Origin of the sequence: Mycobacterium cajalii (assembly GCF_045809005.2) — a bacterium.
Classification (GTDB): domain Bacteria; phylum Actinomycetota; class Actinomycetes; order Mycobacteriales; family Mycobacteriaceae; genus Mycobacterium.
Genome location: NZ_CM141436.1, coordinates 4,291,730 through 4,315,115, shown reverse-complemented (window position 1 = coordinate 4,315,115; position 23,386 = coordinate 4,291,730). Strand labels below are relative to the sequence as shown.

Annotated in this window: 11 protein-coding genes; 7 read left to right on the top strand and 4 right to left on the bottom strand. The window is 72.3% G+C overall.

Annotated features, from left to right (window positions below; all coding sequences use genetic code 11):
- Positions 1 to 65: 65 nt before the first annotated feature.
- Positions 66 to 758, top strand: coding sequence for a DUF4396 domain-containing protein (locus ACJ512_RS20495; RefSeq protein ID WP_407685303.1), 693 nt, complete (start codon positions 66 to 68; stop codon positions 756 to 758).
- Here the strand turns inward: ACJ512_RS20495 and ACJ512_RS20490 are convergent.
- Positions 742 to 2,379 (bottom strand): (2,3-dihydroxybenzoyl)adenylate synthase, encoded by a 1,638-nt coding sequence (locus ACJ512_RS20490; protein ID WP_407685302.1) that lies wholly within the window; start codon positions 2,377 to 2,379, stop codon positions 742 to 744. The two genes, ACJ512_RS20495 and ACJ512_RS20490, sit on opposite strands and share 17 nt — an antisense overlap.
- Before the next feature lie 113 nt (positions 2,380 to 2,492).
- Here ACJ512_RS20490 and mbtG point away from each other — a divergent pair, with 113 nt between their 5' ends.
- Together mbtG and ACJ512_RS20480 are read left to right on the top strand one after the other, a co-directional pair.
- A complete protein-coding gene (gene mbtG / locus ACJ512_RS20485) occupies positions 2,493 to 3,773 on the top strand; it encodes an NADPH-dependent L-lysine N(6)-monooxygenase MbtG (RefSeq protein ID WP_407685301.1) in 1,281 nt (426 codons plus the stop codon).
- Positions 3,754 to 3,969, top strand: a complete 216-nt coding sequence (locus ACJ512_RS20480) for an MbtH family protein (RefSeq protein WP_407685300.1) — start codon at positions 3,754 to 3,756, stop codon at positions 3,967 to 3,969. The genes mbtG and ACJ512_RS20480 overlap by 20 nt, the downstream gene beginning before the upstream one ends.
- Here ACJ512_RS20480 and nbtC read toward each other — a convergent pair.
- The 3 genes from nbtC to ACJ512_RS20465 are packed head-to-tail and all read right to left on the bottom strand — an operon-like array spanning position 3,966 to position 9,051.
- Positions 3,966 to 7,010, bottom strand: a complete 3,045-nt coding sequence (nbtC, locus tag ACJ512_RS20475; RefSeq protein ID WP_407685299.1) for a nocobactin polyketide synthase NbtC — start codon at positions 7,008 to 7,010, stop codon at positions 3,966 to 3,968. The two genes, ACJ512_RS20480 and nbtC, sit on opposite strands and share 4 nt — an antisense overlap.
- Positions 7,007 to 8,272 (bottom strand): beta-ketoacyl [acyl carrier protein] synthase domain-containing protein, encoded by a 1,266-nt coding sequence (locus tag ACJ512_RS20470; RefSeq protein WP_461480145.1) that lies wholly within the window; start codon positions 8,270 to 8,272, stop codon positions 7,007 to 7,009. Before ACJ512_RS20470 ends, nbtC begins: the two co-directional genes overlap by 4 nt.
- Positions 8,273 to 8,298: 26 nt before the next feature.
- Positions 8,299 to 9,051 (bottom strand): thioesterase II family protein, encoded by a 753-nt coding sequence (locus ACJ512_RS20465; RefSeq protein ID WP_407685297.1) that lies wholly within the window; start codon positions 9,049 to 9,051, stop codon positions 8,299 to 8,301.
- 160 nt (positions 9,052 to 9,211) lie between these two features.
- Here ACJ512_RS20465 and ACJ512_RS20460 point away from each other — a divergent pair, with 160 nt between their 5' ends.
- From ACJ512_RS20460 to ACJ512_RS20445, 4 genes are read left to right on the top strand one after another with little or no spacing between them, the layout of a single operon-like run.
- Positions 9,212 to 10,162: a methionyl-tRNA formyltransferase gene (locus ACJ512_RS20460; RefSeq protein ID WP_407685296.1), complete on the top strand. Its 951-nt coding sequence runs from the start codon at positions 9,212 to 9,214 to the stop codon at positions 10,160 to 10,162.
- A gap of 11 nt (positions 10,163 to 10,173) precedes the next feature.
- A complete protein-coding gene (locus ACJ512_RS20455) occupies positions 10,174 to 15,159 on the top strand; it encodes an amino acid adenylation domain-containing protein (RefSeq protein WP_407685295.1) in 4,986 nt (1,661 codons plus the stop codon).
- 7 nt (positions 15,160 to 15,166) lie between these two features.
- Positions 15,167 to 19,747 carry an amino acid adenylation domain-containing protein gene (locus ACJ512_RS20450; RefSeq protein ID WP_461479830.1) on the top strand — a complete coding sequence of 1,527 codons (4,581 nt, stop codon included), beginning with the start codon at positions 15,167 to 15,169 and terminating at the stop codon, positions 19,745 to 19,747.
- A complete protein-coding gene (locus ACJ512_RS20445) occupies positions 19,740 to 23,228 on the top strand; it encodes a non-ribosomal peptide synthetase (RefSeq protein WP_461480144.1) in 3,489 nt (1,162 codons plus the stop codon). Before ACJ512_RS20450 ends, ACJ512_RS20445 begins: the two co-directional genes overlap by 8 nt.
- Positions 23,229 to 23,386 lie beyond the last annotated feature (158 nt).

Below are 23,386 nucleotides of genomic sequence, written 5' to 3'. Positions count from 1 at the left end.
GTGTAGGAACGCCGCAACCGGGGAACCATCCAGTTGACCCCCACCGTTCGCCGGAAGGATCGCTGATGCCTGCGGGCTGGCTCGTCGTGCTGTCGTGGTGCGCGCTGGCGGTCGCGTTCGCCTCGGCGGCGGTCATCGGCGTCGACGTCTACGGCCGCGGCTATCGCCAACGGATGGCGGTGATGGAAGCGGTGTGGCCGGTGACCGCCTTGTACTTCGGGCCGCTGGCGCTGCCGATGTACTTCCGCTACGGGCGTCCCGGCAGCGGCAGATGGTTGGCCGAACACGACCGCGACAGCCCGCCGGACAAACCCGGATGGGCCACCACCGCCGTGGGGGTCAGCCACTGCGGCGCCGGGTGCACCCTCGGCGACATCCTCGCCGAGTTCCTGATATTCGCGTTCGGGTTCGAGATCCTCGGCCGGGCGCTGTTGCCCGAATTCATCGGCGACTACGCCGCCGCCCTGGCGCTGGGAATCCTGTTCCAGTACTTCGCGATCGCCCCCATGCGCGGCCTGAGCTTTCGCGAGGGCATCGTCGCGGCCGCCAAGGCCGACGTGCTGTCGCTGACCGCGTTCGAGGTCGGGCTCTTCGGCTGGATGGCGCTGATGGCGCTGGTGTTCTTCCCGGCCCACCCGCTGTACCCCGACAGCCCGGTCTACTGGTTTCTCATGCAGATCGGCATGATCATCGGATTCGCCACGGCCTGGCCGATGAACGTCTGGCTCATCCGTCGCGGGATCAAAGAGGCGATGTAGCGGAGCTCGCCAGCCGCCCGGCGATCGCCTTCTTGTCGATCTTGCCGACGGGTGTCATTGGCAGCGCCGCCATCTCGACCAGCATGTCGGGGCGCGCGTGCGCGGCCACACCGCGGCCGTCGAGGTAGGCGTTCAGCTCCGCGATCCCGACCGCCGCACCGGCGAAAACCACCGCGGCGCAGATCTTCTCGCCCAGCAGCGGATCGGGCAGCGCCACGGCCGCGGCCGCGCGGACCGCCGGGTGGCTCAGCAGCGGTTCCTCGACGTCGGCGGCCGCGATCGTCTCGCCGCCGCGGCAGATGACGTCTTTGACCCGGCCGGTGACCACGAGGTAGCCGTCGTCGCGCAACCGCACCAGGTCGCCGCTGCGGTAGAAGCCCTCGGGATCGAAGCAGCGTTCGTTGTCGCGCTCGGCGCGGAAGTAGCCGTTGATCGTGTACGGCCCCCGCACCAGCAGCTCGCCCTCGGCTCCGGGCGCGACCGGTTGGCCCGCGGCGTCGACGACGCGCAATTCGTCGTCCGCGCACAACGGCCGGCCCTGGGTGTGGTCGACGACGTCGGGCGGGTCGTCGAGCCGCGTGAAGTTGAGCAGTCCCTCGGCCATCCCGAACACCTGCTGCAGGCGCGGGGTCAGCGCCGCGCGCACCAGGCGGGCGTCCTCGGGCTCCAGCCGAGACCCCCCGACTTGCAGGAGCCGCAACGACTTCGGTGGCTCGGGCTCCCAGTCGCACGCCTGGGCCCACAGCTTGGCCAGGGCCGGCACCAGCGCGGTGACGGTCACGCGATGGCGCGCGATGGCGGCGAAGGCGGCCTCGGGGCTGGGGTCGGCGGTGAAGACCGTGGTGGCGCCGACCGTCATCGCCCCGAGCAGGCCCGGGCACGCCAGCGGGAAGTTGTGCGCGGCGGGCAGCGCGACGAGGTAGACGTCGTCGCCGCACAGTTGGCACAGTCGCGCGCTCGCGGTGGCGTTGTAGAGGTAGTCGTCGTGCGTGCGAGGGATCAGCTTCGGGGCTCCCGTGGTACCGCCCGACACGAGCACCAGCGCGGGCGCGGACGGGTCGCTCCTCACCCGTGGGACGGCCCCGGCGGGCATCGCCGACCACGCGGTGAAGGGGCCGGGGTCGCCGTCGACGATCACGTGGCGCAGCCCGGGATGCAGCGCGACCAGTTCTTCGGCCACCGCGCGGTGGTCGAACCCGCCCGCGGTGTCGGCGACGACCAGCCCCACCGCGCCGCTGACCTCGGCGAAGTGGCGCAGCTCGGTCAATCGATGCCCGGTCAGGCACAGCACCGGGATGGCCCCCGCGCGCAGCAGGCCGAACAACGCGACCGCGAACCGGCACGTGTTGGGCAGTTGCAGCAGCACCCGGTCGGCCGGGGAGATGCCGAGCCCGGCGAAACCCGCGGCCGCCCGGTCGGCGAGCTCGTCCAGTTCGGCGTAGGTGTGGCTGCCCACCGCGTCCACGACGGCGACGCGATCGGGCCACGTCGCCGCGGCGTGCCGCAACACCGAGTCGAGGGGGCGGGCGGCCCAGTGACCGGCCGCTCGATAGCGGGCCGCGCGGTCGGGCGGGAACGGAACGAAACCGTTCAAGGGGGGGCGGGAAGGGTCAGGTGGCACTCGGCGACTCCGTCGGGGGCGGGCGTGTCCCGCCGGTCGAACATAGGGTAGCGTACACAAAGTTAGGGCAGCCTGGGCTAAGCCGATCGACGGAGGTGCGCGGTGAACGCGCGATGAGCGACACACTTGCGATCGTTGGGGCCGGCGCGAAGGCGGTGGCGGTGGCCGCGAAGGCGGCGGTGCTGCGCGAGCTCGGCGTCGAGGTGCCCGAGGTCCTCGCCGTCGAACGCTCCGGGGTGGCCGCCAACTGGCGGGCCGGTGGCGGCTGGACCGACGGTCGCCAGCGGCTGGGCACCAGCCCCGAGAAGGACATCGGCTTCCCGTACCGCTCCGATCTGGCGCCCGGCACCGAGGTCGACGAGCGGATGATGCGGTTCAGCTGGCAGTCCTACCTGGTTGCCACCGACCAGTTCGTGGGCTGGGTCGACCGGGGCCGTCCGGCGCCCACCCACGAGACGTGGGCGGGGTATCTGCGCTGGGTCGCCGACGTGGTCGGCTTGAAAGTCGTTGACGGCGAAGTGGTCCGGATTTCCCTCGACGACGCCCGCTGGGTGCTGCACACCCGCGGGGCGAGCCTGTCCGCCGGCACGCTGATGGTGACCGGGCCGGGACAGCCCGACCGGTCGATGCTCTCGGGTGATCCGCGGGTGCTCTCGATCGCGCAGTTCTGGCAGCGCGCGGGCCAACACGAGCGCATCGTCGCCGACAACGTCGCGGTCATCGGTGGGGGAGAGACAGCCGCATCGATCCTCAACGAGCTTTTCCACCACCGCGTTTCGGCCATCACGGCCATCTCGCCGCAGGCGACCCTGTTCACCCGCGGCGAGGGCTTCTTCGAGAACTCGCTGTTCTCCGACCCGACCGGCTGGCGCGGCCTGAGCCAGGCCGAACGGCGCGACTGCATCGCCCGCACCGATCGCGGGGTGTTCTCCGCCCGGGTCCAGGAATCCCTGCTGGCCGACGAGCGGATCAAGCATCAGCGCGGGCGCGTCGCCCGCGTGGTCGACCGCGACGACCGGATCTGGATCACGCTGCACACCGACAACTGCGGTGAGCCGCTCGAGTCGCTGCACCGGTTCGACCTCGTCATCGACGGATCCGGCGCCGACCCGGTGTGGTTCCTGCCGCTGCTGTGCCCGGCCGCCCGGGGTGCGCTGGAGCTCGGGCTGGGCGGGCCGGTGACCGTCGAGGCGCTGGAGGAGTCCATCGGTCCCGACTTGGCCGTCGCGGGTGTGGCACCGAAGTTGGTGTTGCCGAATCTGGCCGGCGTCAACGAGGGGCCGGGGTTCCCCAATTTGAGCTGCCTGGGGCTGCTGTCCGACCGCGTGCTGGCCGCCGGGTTGGGGGCCACCGCACCGACGAGGGGGAGAACCGATGCATACCAATCCGTTTGACGACGACGAGCTCGCGTTCTGCGTCCTGGTCAACGACGAGGAGCAGCACTGCCTGTGGCCGGCGTTCAAGGACGCGCCGGCGGGCTGGCGCGTGGTGTTCGGCGCGGACACCCGCGCGCACTGCCTGGCCCACGTCGAGACGAGCTGGACCGACCTGCGTCCCGGCAGCCTGCGTGCGGCGATGGCCGGCGGTTAGCTGCCCAGCCGCTCCAGCAGGTCGGCGACGGACGCCCCGCCGAGCAGGTCGGCCACGTCCACGTCCCGGTCGAACTCGGCCTGGACGCGACGACGTAACTCCAACGCCTGCAGCGAATCCAGTCCCAGCGCGACCAGCGGTGCCGCGGTGTCGATCGACTCCGCGTGATCGACACCGATCGCCCGGGCCACCAGCGTCGCCAGCCGGTGCGGCGCACGCGCCTCGCTGACCGGCGTTTCGGGGGTTTCGGGGAGCGGGCCGTCGAGTTGCGACAACAACGACGCGCGCCCGCAGGCGTCCAGCACCGACCGGGCCCGATCCAGGGCGAACGACGCGACGACGGAATTTCCGCCACACCGGCCCATGCCCACCGCCAGCGCGTCGGCCGAGGACATCGGCAGCAACCCGGTCGGGGACAGTTTCGCGGTGCCCGACGCCCCGGGGTCGAACGTGACCGCCCACTGCCCCCATTGCACGGACGCGCAGTCCAGGCCTTGCGCGCGAAGCCGGTGCGCCATCGCGTCGAGCATCCTGTTGGCCGCGGCGTAGAGGATCAGCCCGCGCCCGCCGACCGTCGCCGCGATCGAGGAGCACAAGACCACGCGGCAGTCGTCGGTGCGCGGGAACGCCGCCAGCACGCACGAGAGGCCGACAACCTTGGCGCGCAACGCGTCGTCGGCCAGCTCGGGGGTGATGTCCGCCAGTTCGGCACCCGAATAGTGAACCGCGGCATGGACGATCAGGTCCGCGGGCGCGTCCCGGTGCCGCTTCGCCAGCTCGGATATCGCGGCCTGGTCGCCGACGTCGCAACGGGCGACGTCGATGCGCGTCGACGTCGCCGACCGGATCCGGTGTAGTCGCTGCGCGACGGCCTCGGTCTCGCCCGACCTGCTGACCAGCGTGATCCGCCGCGCGTCGCGGCGGGCGAAGTGGTCACAGAATTCCAGCCCCAGCGTGCCGGTCCCCCCGACGACGAGCACATGCTCCCATGGCTTGCCGCCGGAATCATTTGCAGCCGTGGGAGTCTCGGTGACCCGCTTGGCGTAGAGCCCGCCGTCGCGCAGCGCCAGTTCCGACTCGTCGGCGGTGTGCAGCGCGGCGAGGATCGTGGTGGCGGCCGCCGGTGACGCCGACCCGGCGTCCAGATCGAGGTGACGGAAACGCACGCAGGGGTGTTCGGCGCCCAGGCAGCGAAATCCCGCGCCGACGGCCGCGTGCACCGGATCGGGCGGCGCGTCGCCGGTGACGGGCTCACCACCGACCGTCACCAGCCAGCATTCGGTGATGGCGTCATCGATCCGCGGCCACCACGCGCGGCGGGAGAAGAAGGCCGCCACCTCGGCGGCGGCGGCCGCGTCGTCCAGCCGCGGCGCAGGCGGGAGCAGGATGACGCAGGCGTCCAGACCGATTGCCGCCGAATGGCTATCGGGACCGCCGAGCACCCGCGCCGAGGCGCCGATGTCGCCGGCCGCGGCGCACAGGGCCTCGGCCAGTGGCGCGCAGGCCCCGGTGTGGTCGACGATCCCGAAAGCGCGTGGCGGCGCCAGCGAGCGGTGCGAGAGCCGGACCCACTCCTCGGTGAGCAGCCGCGGCGCCGCGGTGGCATTGGTCTCCCGGGGCGCCCGCCGGGGGCGCCGCGGCACGACCTCGTCGTAGGGCAGCCACAGCTTCGACTCGTTCATCGCCAGGTTGGGGAAGTCGGGCAACGGCCAAGTGGGCGGGCCGCCGGGCCCGGCGTGCAGGCATTCCCACGGGTAGGCCTGGTCGTGCACGGCCAGCAGCGCGAGGTTGCGGGTGAACTTGTCCAGGTCGCCGGCCGCCCGCTCGGACGTGCCGACGACCATGGTCGCGCGCTCGCCCGAGTCGCCCTCGCAGGCCGCGAGGTTGTCCTGGATCGCCAGCTGCAGCGTCGGGTGCTCGGCCAGCTCGACGAACGTGTCCACGCCCAGCTCCAGCGCGGCCGCCACCGCCTTGTCGAACCGGACCGGGTTGCGCAGGTTCCACAGCCAGTATTCGTCGACCGGTAGGTCCGTGGTGATGCGGCCGCCGAGGGTGCCGCCGATGCAGTCGATCTCGGTGCCCAGGAACGCGTGGTTCTGCAGTTCGTGGTGGGCGATGGCGCGCACCTTCTCGGCGAGCTCCTGGATCGCGCCGGTGTGCGCCGGGTACCCGACGCGGATGACGCGGGCGAAGGTTCCGCGCTCGGTGAACGCATCGACGATGCCCTGCACGGTGTCGCGGTCGCCGGAGATCCCGACCATGTTGGGGGAGTTGACCACCGACAGCTGCGCCCACCCCGAGCGGCGCGCGAGGACGTCCTCGCAGGCGTCGCGGCCGGTGGCCACGACGGCCATCGCGTAGTCACCGGAGCCGAACTCGTCGGCCGCGTGCGCGCGAACGCCGATGACGCGGACGGCATCCGGCAGTGTCACGGCGCCGGACACGTAGGCGGCGGCGATCTCCCCCTGGCTGTGTCCGACCGTGGCCGCGGCCACGATCCCGAACGACCGCCACATCGCGGCCAGCCCGGCCATCTGGGTGAACAGCGCTGGCTGCACCGTGCTCGCGGCGTCGGGCGCCGGAAGGTTCTCGTCGAGAAGGTAATTCAGCGGCGACTCGCCGACCAGCGTCTCGAAGGCCGCGGCGCAGCGGTCCACCTCGTCGCGGAACGCGGGGACCGCGTCGTAGAAGAGCCGGCCCATCCCGGGGCGCTGGCCGCCCTGGCCGGGGAAGACGTAGGCGAGTTTGCGTGCGGCGGCCGGCGTCTCGCTGCGCACCACCGCGGGGTGTGCACGGTCGTCGGCGACCGCCCGCAGCGCACCGGTCAACTCCTCGCGGGTGGCGACCATGGCCAGGGCCCGGTGCCTGCGGGCGGTCCGGGTGCGGAACAGCATCGCCGCGATCTCCTGCGGCGTCACGGCGGAATGCCGCGTGGCGTAGGACAGGACGGCCGCGGCCTCGGCGCGCAACGGCCCGGGCGCGTCGGCGGACAGCAGGACCGGGACGGTGCCGTTGGGGAGGCGGTAGGTCACGGGCGTCATCCCCACGGATCCGCGGGCATCGCGACGAGGGCGTGCGCGTTGGCGCCGCCGGCGCCGAACGACGACACGGTGCCGTAGCGCAGGCCGTCGGTGGCCTCCCAGTCGTGCAGCTTGGCGGCCAGCCGCAGGCCGGTGCGGTCCCAGTCCGGCACCGTGGTCGGGTTGTCCGCGAAAAGGGTTGGGGGAACGGCGCCGTGCGCACCGGCGAGCAGCAGCTTGATCAGCCCGAGGATCCCGGACGCCGCCTGCGGGTGCCCCAGGTTCGACTTGATCGAGCCGATCGGCGCCGTGCAGCCCGCCGCGCCGTAGGTCTTGAACAACGCGAGCAGTTCCACCGGGTCCCCGGCGAGGGTTCCGGTGCCGTGCCCCTCGATCATTCCGACGGCGGCCGGGTCGATGCCTGCCGCGTCGAGCGTCTTGCGGATCAGCTGTTCCTGCGCGCGCACCCGGGGCACCAGGATCGGCTTGCCCTTGCCGTTGTGGTTGGTGCGGATCGCCAGGATGCGCCCGAAGACCGGATGCCCGAGCCGGCGCGCCCGCGACTCGCGCTCCACCAGGACCATGCCCGCGCCTTCCCCCCACACGGTGCCGCTGGCGTCGGCGGAGTAGGCGCGGCAATGCCCGTCGTCGGAAAGTGCGTTGAGCCTTGCGAACTCGTAGAACGCGCCCGGGGAACCCATGACGCACACCCCGCCGGCGAGCGCCCAGTCGCACTCGTCGGCCGCGACGGCCGTGGCGGCCAGGTGCACCGCGGTCAACGACGAGGCGCATGCTGTGTCGATGCTGATCGACGGTCCCGTCAGCCCGAGGCTGTGCGAGATGCGGGCGGCGCCGCCCAGCTGTCCCAGGCTCGCGATCCGGTGCCCGGTGTGGGCGTCGGCGACGGCCGCGCGGGGTCCGTACTCCATCGGCGACATGCCGACGAAGCAGCCGACGAATTCCCCGTCCAGTGCGGCCGGGTTGATCCCGCAGTTCTCCAGCGCCTTCCAGGCCACCCGCATCGCGACCCGCTGCTGCGGGTGCATGACGAGGGCCTCGCGGTGGGTGACGCCGAACAGTGCCGGGTCGAATCGGGTTGCGCCGTCGAGGAATCCGCCGGCATCGCGGACCGGGCCCCAGCCGTCGAGCTCCGACACCGAGAACAGGTCGTGCAGCGGCCAGCCGCGGTCGCGGGGGAAGGGCCCGATGAGTTCCCTGGCCTCGGCCAGCGCCGACCACAACGCGGCGGGGCTGTCGATCCCGCCCGGCGCCTCGACCGCCATCCCCGAGATGACGATGGGGTCGGCGCTCACGCCGTCTGCTCGGCGCGCGAGGTCAGCAGCGCCGCGATCGCGTCGACGTGCCGGTCGAGGTAGAAGTGCCCGCCGTCGAACATCGTGACCCTGATTGTGCCGGTGTGCTTGCCCCACCCGTACAGGTCGGCCAGCGTCACATACGGGTCCTGATCTCCGCCCATGGCGTGAATCGGCGCCGCCACCTTGACGTCTGCGGCGCAGGAGTAGGCGTCGAAGGCCTTGAAGTCCGCCTTGACCACCGGAAGCGTCAGCCGCATCAGGTCGCGGTCGGCCAGCACACCGGAGGCGGTGCCCTCGAGCGCCAGCAGGTGGTTGAGGAGTTCTTCGTCGTCGGTGGGGTGCGACGGTTTGGCCGCGGCGTGACAGGGGGCCACGGTCGCCGAGACGTTGAGCTGGTCGACCCGGATGCCCGCGGCCTCCGCGAGCCGGACGAACTCGAAGGCGACCATGGCGCCCATGCTGTGGCCGAAGGCGACGATCGGGACCCCGCGGTTGCGCTCGGAGGCCGAGAACTCGGCGAACGCCCCCGCGGCGATCTCCGGCAACGTGGCGAGCGGGGGCTCGGAGGCGCGGTCCTGGCGTCCGGGGTACTGGAAGACGACGACGTCGAACGCCCCGCTGAGCACCTTCGAGAACTCGCGGTAGGCCGACGCGCCGGCCCCGGCGTGGGGAAACACCAGCAGCGGCGGGCTGCCCGGCGACTGCGGCTCGTGGAACTGCCTGGCCCACCCCAGCGTGCGCGGCATGCGCTCCCACCTCTCGTTCTCGCCCCGGCGCGCAGCCGCGCGGAGCATGCAACTTAGCGAAGGCTAACATAAGCTGCTGGGCCGGTGGGCGGTGCCCGAACGGGCCCCGACCACGAGTCCCGACCTGGCCGAACAGCGACGACGGAGAGAGGTTCGACTGATGCGCGTGGTGTCGTTCGGTTACCAGACCTGGGGATGCAGGACCCTGCAGGCGCTGATCGACCTGGACCACGACGTGGTCCTCGCGGTCACCCACCCCGCCAGCGGGCACTCCTACAAGGCGATCTGGTCGGAGTCGGTCGAAGAGCTCGCGCGCGAGCACGGCATCCCGGTGCACCTGACCGAGCGCGTCGACCCCGCAACCATCGACCTGGTCAAGCGCGCCGAGCCCGATGTCATCGTGGTCAACAGCTGGTACACGTGGATGCCGCCGGAGCTGTACACCCGGCCGCCGCACGGCACCTTGAACCTGCACGACTCGCTGCTGCCCAAGTTCACCGGGTTTTCCCCCGTCCTGTGGGCGCTGATCAGCGGCGAGACCGAGTTCGGGTTGACGGTGCACCGGATGGACGACGGCCTGGACACCGGCGACATCCTGATCCAGCACTCGCTGCCGATCGGGCCCACCGACACCGGCACCGACCTGGTGCTGCGCGGGCTGGACCTGATCCCGGGCGCGCTGCGCGACGCGCTGACGGCCCTGGAGTCCGGGACCGCGGTGTGGCGCCCGCAGGACAAGGCCCAGCGCACCTACTTCCACAAGCGTTGCGAGCGCGACAGTCTGGTCGACTGGAGCTGGCCGGCGTCCGATTTGGAGCGGTTCGTGCGGGCGCTGTCCGACCCGTATCCGCGGGCGTTCACCCGCTACCGCGGCGAGCGCATCGAGATCGTCGAGGCGCGGGTGTCGGAGGCGCGGTACGGCGGAACGCCGGGACGGGTGATCGTGCAGGAGGGCGGCGGTGTGGTGGTGTGCGGGCCGGAGGCGTTCCGGGGCGCTAACCACGGCCTGGTGATCACCCGCCTGCGGGGTGCCGACGGCCGGGAGCACCGCGGTGCGGAGTTCTTCCTGCGCGGGGGCTACGTCACCGGTTCGACGGCGTCCAACGGTTAGCGGGGCGAGCCATGGCAGAGCATCCCAGGACCGTACAGGAACGCCGTCGCGAGCTGCTGCGCCGCCGCATCGCCGAAAGCGGCCTGGCGGCAACCCAATCCGCCGGGACCCAGGCCGTGCGGGCGGGGGAGCGATACCCCCTTTCGCCTGGGCAGCGGCGGATGTGGTTCCTGCAGGCGATGGACGCCGGCGACGTCACGCTCAACGTCTGCCTCGCCTACCGGATGACGGGCCCGCTGGACCCGGAGCGGCTGCGTGCGGCCTTCGGCGACCTGGTGGCGCGGCACGCGATCCTGCGCACGGTGTACGGGGTGGACAGCGAGGGCGAACCGTACCAGGTGTTCTCCGATTACGTCGAGATCGGTTGGCCGACGGTCGATCTGACCGCGCTTCCCGAGACCGAACGCGATCGTCACATCGCGGCCCTGGCGCGCGCCGAGTTCGGCCGGCCGTTCGACCTCACCACCGACCTGCCGCTGCGGACGGCCCTGATCCACAGCGGGACCGACGAGTTCGTGCTGCTGTTCGTCGCACACCACATCTGCTGGGACGACGACTGCTGGGCCGTCTTCTCCGCCGAGCTGAGCGCGGCCTACAACGGTGACCGGCTCGGCGAGGCGCCGCAGTTCGTGGCCGCCGCGGTGCTGCGGGCCGCGGCCGAACCCACCGTCGCCGACGTCGGCTACTGGGCCGACACGCTGCGGCCGGCGCCCGAACCGCTGCAGCTTCCCGGCCTGGCCGGCCCGGGCCCGTCGCGGGACGCCGAGCGCCGAGCCCGGGTCATGCCCCCCGAATTGTTCGGCAGGGTGGAAGAATTCGCCCAGCGGCACGCCGCCACGCCGTTCATGGTGCTGCTGGCGGCCTTCGGGGTGCTGGTGCGCCGCTACACCGGCGCCCCGGACTTCCTGGTGTCCGTGCCGGTGACCGCGCGCGAGCCCGCCGCCCACGGCGCCCTCGGATATTTCGGCAACACGCTGCTGCTGCGGCTCACCGCGCGGCCGCAGGACACCTTCGTCTCGTTCGTCGACGCGGTCCGCGAAACCTGCCTCAACGGATTCGCCCACCAGTCCGTCGGCATCGACCGGGTCGTGCGCGAGGTGAACCCGGAACGGCTGGGTCACGACGGCATGGACCGCCTGGTGCGGCTGGGCTTCTCGTGGCGCAAGACCGCCGGCGACTTTGCCCTGGACGGCGTCGCCGTGCGGCAGCTCGACCTGGCCGCGGTGACCGCACACCTGCCGCTGGCGCTGGCGATCGTGCTCGACCCGGACCGGGTGTCGGTCGAGTTCGAATACCAGACCCGGCTCGGCGGCGAACTCGTGGACCGGATGCTGGCGCACTACCTGCAGCTGCTGGAGCATGCGCTGGGCGAGCCGGGGCACCGGATCACCGGCATCGACATGCTCGGTCCCGGCGAGCGCGCCGCCGTCCTGGCGCAATCGCACGGCGAACTCGTCGCGACGCCGCCCACCACGATGGTGGCGCTGCTCGAGGCGGCCGCCGACGCCACCCCGGGCGCCGTCGCGCTCGTCTCCGACGAGGCGCGGCTGACCTACGCCGGGCTGCATCGCCGCGCGAACCGGCTGGCGCGCCTGCTCGTTCGGCGGGGCTTCGGGCCCGAGGCCATCGTCGGCCTGCGCATGACGACGTCGGTCGAGTTCGTCGTCGCGATGCTGGCCGTGCTGAAAGCCGGGGCGGCCTATCTGCCGATCGACCCCGCCTACCCCGACGAGCGCATCGACTACCTCATCGCGGACGCGCGGCCGCGGACGGTCATCGGGCAGCAGGAGTTCGTCGCCGCCGAACGCGACGCCGAGCGGCTCCCCGACGCCCCGCTGACCGACGCCGACCGGCTCGGCCCGTTGCACCCGGATCATCTGGCCTACGTCATCTACACGTCCGGTTCCACCGGCCGGCCCAAGGGCGTGGCCGTGTCGCACCGTGCGATCGCCGAGCACGTGGACGGCTTCGTGGCCGAATGGAGCATGACCGCCGACGATCGGCTGTTGCAGTCGTCGTCGGTGAGCTTCGACGCGTCGCTGCTGGACATCTTCGTCACGCTGACGCTGGGTGCGCGGCTGGTGGTGCCCAGGCCCGGGGCGTTCGGCGACCTCGACTACGTCGCGGACCTGATCGAGCGGCACCGCGTCACCGTGCTGCACATGGTTCCGTCGATGCTGAGCACCCTGCTGCTGCTGCCGCGGGCCGCCCAGTGGCGGGCGCTGCGGCACGTCCCGGTGGGCGGGGAGGCGCTGCCCGGCGAGGTTGCCGACAGATTCGCCGGCCACTTCGATGCGGAGCTGCGCAACCACTACGGGCCCACGGAGGCCGTGGTCTGCGCGACGCACATGAAAGTCGAAGGTGCACAGGGCTCGCGCGTGGTGCCCATCGGCGTGCCGAACCGCAACGTGTACGCCTACGTGCTCGACGAGGAGCTGCAGCCGGTGCCCGCGCAGGTGATCGGCGAGCTCTATCTGGGTGGGGTGCAGCTCGCGCGCGGATATCTGGGGCGCCCCGGGTTGACGGCGGAGCGCTTCGTCGCCGACCCGTTCGCCGCGGGGATGCGGATGTACCGGACGGGAGACCTGGTGCGCCGCAACCTCTCCGGCGAGCTGGAATTCGTCGGTCGCGCCGACGAGCAGGTGAAGGTCCGTGGCTACCGCATCGAGCTCGGCGAAGTCGAGTCCGTGATCGCCACCCACCCGGCGGTCCGGCACTGCCTCGTCGTCGCCGAGGACACCGAGGCCGGGCCGGCGCTGGCCGCCTACCTGGTGCCCGCGACCGCTGCGGGCGCGCCCGACGGCATCGACATCGACGACATCCGCGCCCACGCCGCGGCGGCGTTGCCGGACTACATGGTGCCCAGCGCATTCGGGGTCATCCCCGAGATCCCGCTGACGGTCAGCGGCAAACTGGACAAGCGGGCGCTGCCTCCACCCACCCCCGTGGCCGCGCGCGGCCACCGCCGGCCGGCCACCGAGATCGAGCGCCGGATCTGCGCGATGTTCGCCCGCCTGTTCGGCCGCGACGAGGGCTGGGACGGCATCGGTGCCGACGACTCGTTCTTCGGGCTGGGCGGCCATTCGCTGCTGGCCGCCCGCCTGGTGGCACAGATACGCAGCGCATTCTCGGTGGAGTGCACCGTGCGCGCGGTGTTCGACGCCCCGACGCCGGCCGGGTTGGCGCGGCTGGTCGAACGGCTGCGTGCCGGATCCGGCGTCGAGGAGATCCGGCCGCAGCTGACCGGGCAAGACCGCCCCGCCCGGCCCCCGCTGTCGTATTCCCAACTCGCCATGTGGTTCCAGTACCGGATGCGGGGAGCCAACGACGTCTTCAACATGGCGCTCGCGCTGCGCTTCGACGGCCCGCTGGACACCGCGGTGCTCACCGCGGCGCTCAACGACGTGGTGGCCCGCCACGAGGCGCTGCGCACGAATTTCGTCGAGCACGACGGGATGCCGTACCAGCACGTGCACCCGGAACTGCGGCTCGAACCGGAGGTGACCGAGGTCGTCCCCGGCCGGCTCGACGACACGATCGCCGGGCTGCGCGGCCACGTGTTCGCGCTCGAATCCGAACCGCTGATCCGGCCCACCCTGCTGGTGCTGGGCCCGGACACCCACGTGCTGCTGTTGGTGATCCACCACATGGTGACCGACCACACCTCCTTCGGCATCCTGTTCGACGACCTCGTCGCCGCGTACCGGGCGCGGTGCGACGCCCAGGCTCCGCACTGGGCCACACCACCGCTGCAGTTCGCCGATTACGCGCTGTGGCAACGGAACACGTTCGAAGCTGCAGGACCGTGGGCGGGTGCGGAACTGGACCACTGGTGCGGCGCGCTGGCCGGGCTGCCCGCCGACATCTCGGTGGCCGCCGACCACACGCGCCCGCCGGTGCTCGGAAGGCGCGGGGAGGTGGTCGATTTCACCGTCGCCGCGGCCCGGCGGGCGGCCCTTGTCCGGCTGGCCGAGGAGGTCGGCACCACCGAATTCTCGGTGTACCACGCGGTCCTGGCCGTCGTGTTGCACACGCTGGGCGGTGGCACGGACATCGCGATAGGCAGTCCCGTGGCCTGCCGGGTCGACGAGCGCACCGCGAACCTGACCGGGCCCTGCGCCAACGTGGTGGTGCTGCGCACCGACCTGTCCGGGGAGCCGAGCCTGCGCGACATCGTCGCGCGCAGCCGGGACAGCGTCAAAGACGCCCTGGCGCATCAGGAATTTCCCATCGAGCGGCTGGTCGAGGCGCTCAACCCGCCGCGTTCGCCGTCGCGCAACCACCCGCTGTTCCAGAATTCCATCCACTTCCGCGGCGAGGACTGGGCACTGCTGCCGCGCGACCTGACCGGCAGCGGGGACACCACGGTGTCGGCACTCCCGATGGATTTCGAGATCTCGCTACTGGACCTCAACGTCGGGGTGAACGTGACCCCGGACGCCGAACTCGACGTGCGGGTCGTCGCCAACGCCGATCTCTACGAGCCCGCGACAGTCCGGCGGATCGCCGCCGCCCTCGACAACGCGTTCGAGGCGTTCGCGACCACCCCCGACGCGGCGGTCAGCGCGCTCGGGCTGCTGCCCGCCGCCGACCTGCAGGCGCTGCTGGCCCCGCCCGCCCCGGCCGAAGCGCGGCCGTCCCGACCGCTGCCCGGCGGTTCCGCCGAGACCGAACGGGCGCTGACGACCCTGCTCGAGGAGCTGCTCGAGATCACCGGCGTCGACCGCGAGGACAACTTCTTCGCCGTCGGCGGCGACAGCATCGTCGCCGTGCAGCTGGCGGCGCGCGCCACCGCCCAGGGACTGACGCTGACCCCGGCGATGGTGTTCGAGCACATGAGCATCGCCGAGCTGGCCGCCGCGGTGGACACGGCCGCCGATCAGCCTGCACCGCAACATGAGTCGGCACCGGAGCCGCCGTCGGCGCCGATGAGCGCGTCGGGGCTGGACGCCGGCGCGCTGGCGGAGCTCACCGCCTCCTGGCTCCGGGAATCGTGAGGTGGCGGTGAACCAGACCCCGCCGCAGGTCGAGGACGTCCTCGCCCTGAGCCCGTTGCAGGAGGGGCTGTTCGCGCTGTACCGGCTGGCCGAGGACGGCGTCGACCTGTACACCATGCAGCTGCGGGTCGACATCGACGGTCCCGTCGACGTCGAGTTGCTGCGCCGCAGCGCCGCCGCGATGCTGGACCGGCACCCGAACCTGCGCGCCGCGTTCTGGGATCGCGGCGTGGAAAGGCCCGTGCAGATCGTGCCCGCCCATGCCGAGCTGCCGTGGACCGAACGCCCCGCATCACCAACCGAATTCGATGCCATCGCACGGTCCGAGCGGCGCCGCCCGTTCGACCTGAGCCGGGGACCGGCCCTGCGCGTCGTGGTGCTCCGCGTGCCCGGCGACTGCAGGCGGCGGTTGATCTTCACCGCCCACCACATCCTGATGGACGGCTGGGCGCTCGGGGTGTTCTTCACCGAGATGCTCGCCGTCTACCGGGCGGGCGGTTCGGTTGACGGCCTGCTGCCGCCGCGTCCCTACCGCGACTACATCGCGTGGCTCGCCCGGCAGGACCGCGTCGCGGCGCTGTCGCGGTGGAACGCCTACCTTTGCGGGGTGTCGGCGCCGCTCATGGTCGCCGACGGCACCGTCGCCCCCCGCGACGGCGTGCCGGGCAGCGCGGAGCGGGTGCTGCCCGCGGCCGACACGGCCCGGCTGCGGAACTGGGCGGGCCGCAACGGGCTCACGCTCAACACCGCGGTGCTCTTCGCGTGGGCGGTCGTGCTGAGCAGGCTCACCGACCGCCGCGACGTCGTCTTCGGCACCGTCGTGTCCGGCCGGCCCGAGCACCTGCCCGGCGTGGAGGGCATGGTCGGCCTGTTCATCAACACCGTTCCCGTCGTGCACAGTTTCGTCGGGACCGACACGGTGGCCGGCCACTGCGCGCGACTGCAGCGCGAGGCGTCGGCGATGCGCGACATCGGCTACCTCAGCCTGTCGGAGATCCAGCGGGCGCACGGGCGCGGCGCGCTGTTCGACAGCCTGTTCGTGTTCGAGAACGCGCCCGTCGAAGACGCGATCCGCGAGGTCACCACGCCCGACGGGGCCCGCTTCCGCCCGGTCGAGATGGAAAGCCTGACGCACTACCCGCTGACCGTGGTCGCGCACCTGCGCGACGACGCGCTGGTGGTGCTCGTCGAGGCGATTCCCGAAGCGCTGCCGCATCTTCGGCCCGACGAGACGTGCGAGCGGCTGCTGGGCGTGCTGCGGCAGCTGCCGGAAGCCGGCGACGCCGCCCCCGACGCGCTCGACGTCCGCACCGCCGCCGAGCGCGCCGAATCCGCCGCCCTTGCCGCTCGCCCGGAACCCGAGCCGGACACGACGCTGTGGGAGGCGTTCGCGCGGCAGGCGCGCCGCACCCCGGGCGCGGACGCGCTCGGCACGGGCAGCGGTGAGCGGTACACCTACGCCGAGCTGCATGCGGCGGCCTGCCGGCTGGCCGCGGAGCTGGCCGGGCGCGGCGTAGGGCCGGAATCCGTTGTCGCGCTGGCGATGCCGCGCTCGGCCCGGTCCATCGTCGCCATTCTGGCGGTGCTCGCCGCCGGCGGCGCCTACCTGCCGGTCGACGTCACGCTCCCGCAGGCCCGCATCGACACGATGCTGGCGCAGGCGGATCCGGTCCTGGCCGTCACCACGGCCGCCTGCGAACGGCTGGTCGGCGGGCGGACGGCCACGCTGGTCGTCGACGATCCCGCCACCGCCCGGCGCATCTCGCGGTCGCCCGCCGTCGCGCCGGCGGTGCGACGGCATCCCGGGCAGTGCGCCTACGTCATCTTCACCTCCGGCTCGACCGGGGAACCCAAAGGGGTGCTGGGCACCAACGGCGCGGTGCTGAGCTATTTCGCCGACCACCGCGAACGCGTCTACCGGCCGGCCGTGGCGCGGCTGGGCCGTCCGCTGCGCATCGCGCACGCCTGGTCGCTGAGCTTCGACGCGTCCTGGCAACCGCTGGTCGGGCTGCTCGACGGCCACGCCCTGCACCTGTTCGAGCCCGGGGAGATGCGCGACGCCGACCGGCTGGTGGCGGGCATGGCCGCCCATCGGGTGGACATGATCGACACCACCCCGTCGATGCTCGGACAGCTGCGCGCCGCCGGGCTGCTGAAGCAGGGCCTGCCGGTGCTCGCCCTGGGCGGCGAGGCGATCGACGGCGCACTGTGGGAACAGCTGCGCGGCCTGCCCGCGGCGGGGGTGTGCGGCGCGGTGTACAACTGCTACGGGCCCACCGAGGTGACCGTCGAGGCGGTCGTGGCGGCGGTGGGTGACCACCCGGCACCGACGATCGGCACCGCCAACGCCGGAACGTTCGCCTACGTGCTGGATTCCGGCCTGCGCATGGTGCCCCACGGCGCCGTCGGTGAACTGTACCTGGGCGGCGCACAACTCGCCCGCGGCTACCTCGGCCGGCCGGCGCTGACCGCCGCGCGTTTCGTCGCGGACCCCTTCCGTCCCGGCCGGCGCATGTACCGGACCGGCGATCTGGTGCGTCGCCTGCCGCACGGCGGGTACGCCTACCTGGGCCGCGCCGACACCCAGGTCAAGATCCGCGGCTACCGGGTCGAGATCGGGGAGATCGAGGCCGCGCTGCGCGGCCACCCCGCGGTCGCCGACGCGGCGGTGTCCGTCGTGCGACGCGAAAGTTCCACCACCTTGGTCGGTTTCGTGGCGTGTGAGGACACCGCGCCCGTCGATCCGGACCGGGTGCGCACCGCGCTCGCCGAGCGGCTGCCGTCCTACATGGTTCCGGCGCGCGTCGTGGTGTTGCCGCGGCTGCCGGTGAACGACAACGGCAAGCTGGACCGGCACGCGTTGGACCTGCAGGCCGAGCGCGCACTGTCGCCGGCGGGCGACGGCGCGGCGGCCGCCACCGAAACCGAAAGGTCGCTGTGCGAGGTGTTCGGGGAGCAGTTCAACGGGGTGGTGCCCCGCCCCGACGACGACTTCTTCGCGTTGGGGCTGGACAGCATCGTGGCGATCTCTTTGGTACACAAGGCGCAACGGCGCGGGCTCACGCTCAGCCCGCGGATGGTGTTCGCCGCGCCGACGATCCGCCAACTCGCGGCCGCGATCGACGCGGGACCCGCGCCGGACGCGTCGGCGCCGGGTGCGGAGTACGGCGAGGTGTTGCCCTTGCCGATGGTGTCGTGGCTCTACGAGCACGGCAACTACCGGCGGTTCACCCATACCGTCCTGCTGCGGTTGCCGTCCGGCATCGACCGCGCGTCGATCGAGTCGATGCTGCAGTCGTTGCTCGACGGGCACGACACCCTGCGCTCGATCCTCGTCGACACCGCCGCGGGCGCTCGCCTCGTCACCCGCGAGCGCGGCACCGTCCGCGCCGCCGACCTGCTCAGCCGGGTGCGGCTCGCGGAACCCACCGACGCAGCGCTGGTTTCGGCCATCGCCTCTTCGGCCCGGGCCGTGCTGGACGAGATCGATCCCCGCGCCGGCGCGATGGTGCGCGCGGTCTGGTACTCCGGTGCCGAGCACGCGGACGTGCTGCTGCTCACCGCGCACCACCTGACCGTGGACGTGGTGTCCTGGCACATCATGCTGGGCAACCTGGTCGAGGCCTGGCGCTGCGTGCGGGCGGGGAACGCTCCGAAGATGCTGCCGGAGTTCACCTCCTACCGGCGCTGGTGCGACCTGATGTGGGAGCGGGCCGCCACGTCCGAGGTGCGCGACCAGCTCGCCTACTGGCTCGACCAGGTCGGCGGGCCCGATCCGGCGTTGGGGACCCGGCCCGTCGATCCCACCCGCGACACCTGGTCCACGCTGCGGGTGACCCGGGTCGCCGTCGACGCCGAGACCACCGGGCGCATGCTCGCCGCGGTCACCAAAGACGAAGGGGTGCGCGAATTCCTGCTCACCGCAACCACCATGGCCGTCGCCGGCTGGCGCCGCGAGCGCGGCCAGGACCCGGCCACCGGCACGCTCGTCGCGCTCGAGGGACACGGGCGCGCCGACGCCGTGCTCGACACCGACACGACCAACACCGTCGGGTGGTTCACCAATGCCTACCCGGCGCGCCTGGGCGCGGGAGCCGGGGCGCTCGACGTCGAACGGGCCGAGCGGGACCCGCGCGCGGCCGGGGCGCTGCTCGAGGCGGTGGTGGCCCACCTCGGGGCGGTCCCCAACGGCGGCCTGGACTTCGGGCTGCTGCGCTACGTCCGGGGGGTGCCCGAGTTGCGGGCAGCCGCCGAGCCGCAGATCCAGTTCAGCTATCTGGGCCGGCTCGACCTCGGGGTCGGCGCACAGCCATGGTCGCTGCTCACCGGGTCCTACATCGACGCGCTCCCCGATGACCCAGAACCCGACCTGCCGCTGCGGTTCGCCCTGAATCTCAGCGCCTTCGTGGCGATGACGCCGGAGGGCGTGCAACTGATCAGCAACTGGCGCTGGTGCGAAGCGCTGTTCGCTTCCGCCGACATCGACCGCCTGACGCAGCTGTGGCGGCGCGGGGTCGCCGCGCTCGTCGCCGACCTGGATCGACCGCACGAAAGGGACCGACGTGACCGCGAGCCAACGCATGGGTGACGGCGCCGGCCGGGTGAGCAGGGACGAGATCAGGGTTGCCGTTGCCGCCCAACTCGGCTGCCCGGCGACCGACATCGCCGACGAGGCCAACCTGATCCAGCTGGGCCTGAACTCGATCCGCATGATGGCCCTGGCCGGGGGCTGGCGAAAGCGCGGCGCGGACATCACCTTCGCCCAGCTCGCGGACGCGCCGACGGTCGAATCCTGGCACGCCCTGCTCGGGGCCGGGAACAACGGAGGCGCCGCCGACGCCGCCGCCGCCGAGCCCACGCCCGAGGACGCGCCGTTCCCGTTGGCCACCATGCAGCACGCCTACTGGATCGGGCGCTCCGACGAACAGGAACTCGGCGGTGTCGCGACCCACCTCTACGTCGAATTCGACGGGGGATCAGTCGATCCCGAGCGCCTCGAGCGGGCGGTGTCCGGTCTGGTCGCCAACCATCCCATGCTGCGCACCCGGGTCCTTCCGGACGGGACCCAACAGACGATGCCCGAACCGGGCAGGACGGTCTTCGCCGTGCTCGATCTCCGCGGCCACGGCCCCGACGCCGTCCGGTCCGGGCTGGCCGAGTTACGCGACCGCAAGACGCATCAGCGCCTGGCGATCGAGGATGCCCAGGTGCTCGACGTCACGCTGACCCTTTACGACCCGAACCGCAGCCGCCTGCATCTCGACGTCGACATGCTGGCGGGCGACGCGATGAGCTACCGCGTCCTGGTGTCGGAGCTGGCCGAGATGTACAACGGGGCGGTGCTGCAGCCGCCCGGCTACAGCTACCGGCGCTATCGCACGGAACGCCGGGTCGACGCCGCGGCGCGAGCCCGGGACCGGCAGTGGTGGCAGCAGCGGTTGCCCGAGCTGCCCGGCGCGCCCGACCTGCCGACCGTGCCGGTCGGGGAGCGGAGCGCACCGCACCGCACCGCGCGTCACCACCACTGGTTGGCGCCCGAGGCCAAGCAGCGGCTGCTGGCCGGTGCCCACGCCCGCGGCGTCACGCCGGCGATGGCGTTGGCGGCGGTGTTCGCCGACACCGTCGGCGGGTGGTCGGCGCAGTCGAGCTTCCTGCTCAATGTGCCGTTGTTCCAACGGGAACCGGCCCACCCCGACATCGCGCGGGTGGTCGGGGACTTCACCTCCTCGGTCCTGCTCGAGGTCGACGTCACCGACAACGTCTCGGTGACCGAGCGGGCCCGCGCCATCCAGCGCAGCATGTACGAAAGCGGTTCGCACGCAGCCTATTCCGGGCTCGAGGTGCTGCGCGACCTCGGCCGCCTCCGCGGCGAGCCGGTGCTGGCGCCGGTGGTTTTCACCAGCGCGCTCGACCTCGGCGAACTGTTCTCGGCCACCGTGACCGAGACCTTCGGCGACCCGGTGTGGATCGTCTCGCAGGGGCCCCAGGTGTTGCTCGACGCCCAGATGACCGAGCTGGGTGGCGGATTGCTGGTGAACTGGGACGTGCGCGAGTCCGCCTTCCCGCCGGGGCTCGTCGACGCCATGTTCGCCGCGTTCACCAAGGCGGTCCAGCGACTGGCCGACGGCGATGCGGGCTGGGAGGCGGAGGCGGCGGTGCGGCTGCCCAGCGCCCAGGCGCGCGTCCGCGCGGCCGTCAACGCGACCGACGGCCCGGTCAGCGGGCGCTGTCTGCACCAGGGATTCTTCGAGCACGCCGCGGCAACCCCGGACGCGCCGGCCGTGGTCTGGGGCCTACCCGATGCAGCAGCCGGCACCGAGGGCGCGTGGAGCTACGGGGAACTCGCCGGGCGCGCGCTGGCGGTGGCCGGGGCGCTGCGCGCCGCCGGGGTTCGCCAGGGTGACGCGGTCGCCGTTCAACTGCCCAAGGGCCCCGACCAGATCCTGGCCGTGCTCGGGGTGCTGGCCGCGGGGGGCGTCTACGTGCCGATCGGGTTCGACCAGCCGGAGGGCCGGCGGGCCAAGATCCTGCAGTCCGCCGCCATCGTCGCGGCGCTGACCATCGAGGGCGCGACCATGGGCCCGTCGATCCGGTGCCTGCCCATCGACGCGGCGCAACGGCACGAGCCGCCGCTGCCGGCGCCGGTGCTGCCCGACACCGGCGAACTCGCGTACGTGATCTTCACGTCCGGTTCCACCGGCCTGCCCAAAGGGGTCGACATCAGGCACTGCGGGGCGATGAACACCATCGACGCGCTCAACGACTGGTTCGGCATCGGCGCCGGCGACCGGGTGCTGGGGCTGGCCGCCCTCGAGTTCGACCTGTCGGTCTACGACATCTTCGGCCTGCTGTCGGCGGGGGGCTCGATCGTGTCCATGGACCCCGGGCAGCGGGCGGCGGCCACCACCTGGGTGGAACTGATTCGCCGCCACCGGGTTTCGGTCCTCAGCTCCGTGCCGAGCTGGCTGGACATGATCTTGGAGCTGGGCGGGGACCGGCTGGGCGACTCGCTGCGCGTGGCCATGCTGTGCGGCGACTGGGTGGGCGCGGACCTGGCCCGCAGGCTCACCAGGCAGGTTCCGGGCTGCCGGTTCGCCGGTCTGGGCGGCGCGACCGAGACCTCGGTCCACGGCACCGTGTGCGAGGTGGTCGGCGACCCACCGGCGCACTGGGCGACGGTGCCGTTCGGGGTGCCGATGCGCAATGTGCGCTGCCGGATCGCCTCGCCGGCGGGGCGTGACTGTCCCGACTGGGTTCCCGGCGAACTGTGGTTCAGCGGCCCCAACCTCGCCGCGGGATACCGCAACGACCCCGAACGCACCGCCGAGCGCTTCGTCGAGCACGACGGGATGCGCTGGTACCGCACGGGCGACCTGGCGCGGTACTGGCCCGACGGGACGATCGAGTTCCTCGGCCGGGCCGACCACCAGGTGCAGATCCGCGGGTACCGCGTCGAACTCGGCGAGGTGGAGAGCGCGCTGCGTACCGTGCCGGGAGTGCGGCATGCCGTCGCGGCCGTCGTCGGCGCCGCCGCGCCGCGGCTGGCCGCCGCGGTCACCGGGGAGCCGGTTGGCGACATCATCGCCGCGGTGTCAGAACTGTTGCCGCACTACATGATTCCCACGCGCATCGTGGTCCTGGAGCGAATACCGCTGACTCCCAACGGCAAGGTGGACCGGCCTGCGGTGATCGCACTGCTCGAGGGGCTGGACCACGAGGGGGGCGACGGCGCCCCGCGCAACGACGTCGAGGCGGCGATCGCCGAGATCGTCGGCGAGGTGCTGGGCGTGGAATCCGTGGGCGTGCACGACGATTTCTTCGCGTTGGGCGGCGACTCGGTGTTGGCGACCACGGCGATCGCCCGGATCCGCGACTGGCTGGACGTCGGGCACGCCATGGTCGCGGACCTGTTCGCCGCACGCACCGTCGCCGGTCTGGCCGAGCGGCTGGACGCGCGCGAGTCGCAACGCGGCACGCCGGACCGGCTCGCCGTCATCGCCCGCCACTACCTCGAGGTGGCCGCGATGACGGACGAGGAAATCCTGGCCCTCGACCGCACGCGAGCGTGACCGGACGACGAACGGTTCTAATCTGCTACACAGGTTGAGCACAGCTGCCCCTGCGTCCACATGGGTACCGTCGCGATAACGAAAAGCATCGTCACTGGGAAAGCAGCCGCAACAGGGCGCACAATGGCACCACCCATCACACACCGAGGGGGAACCTG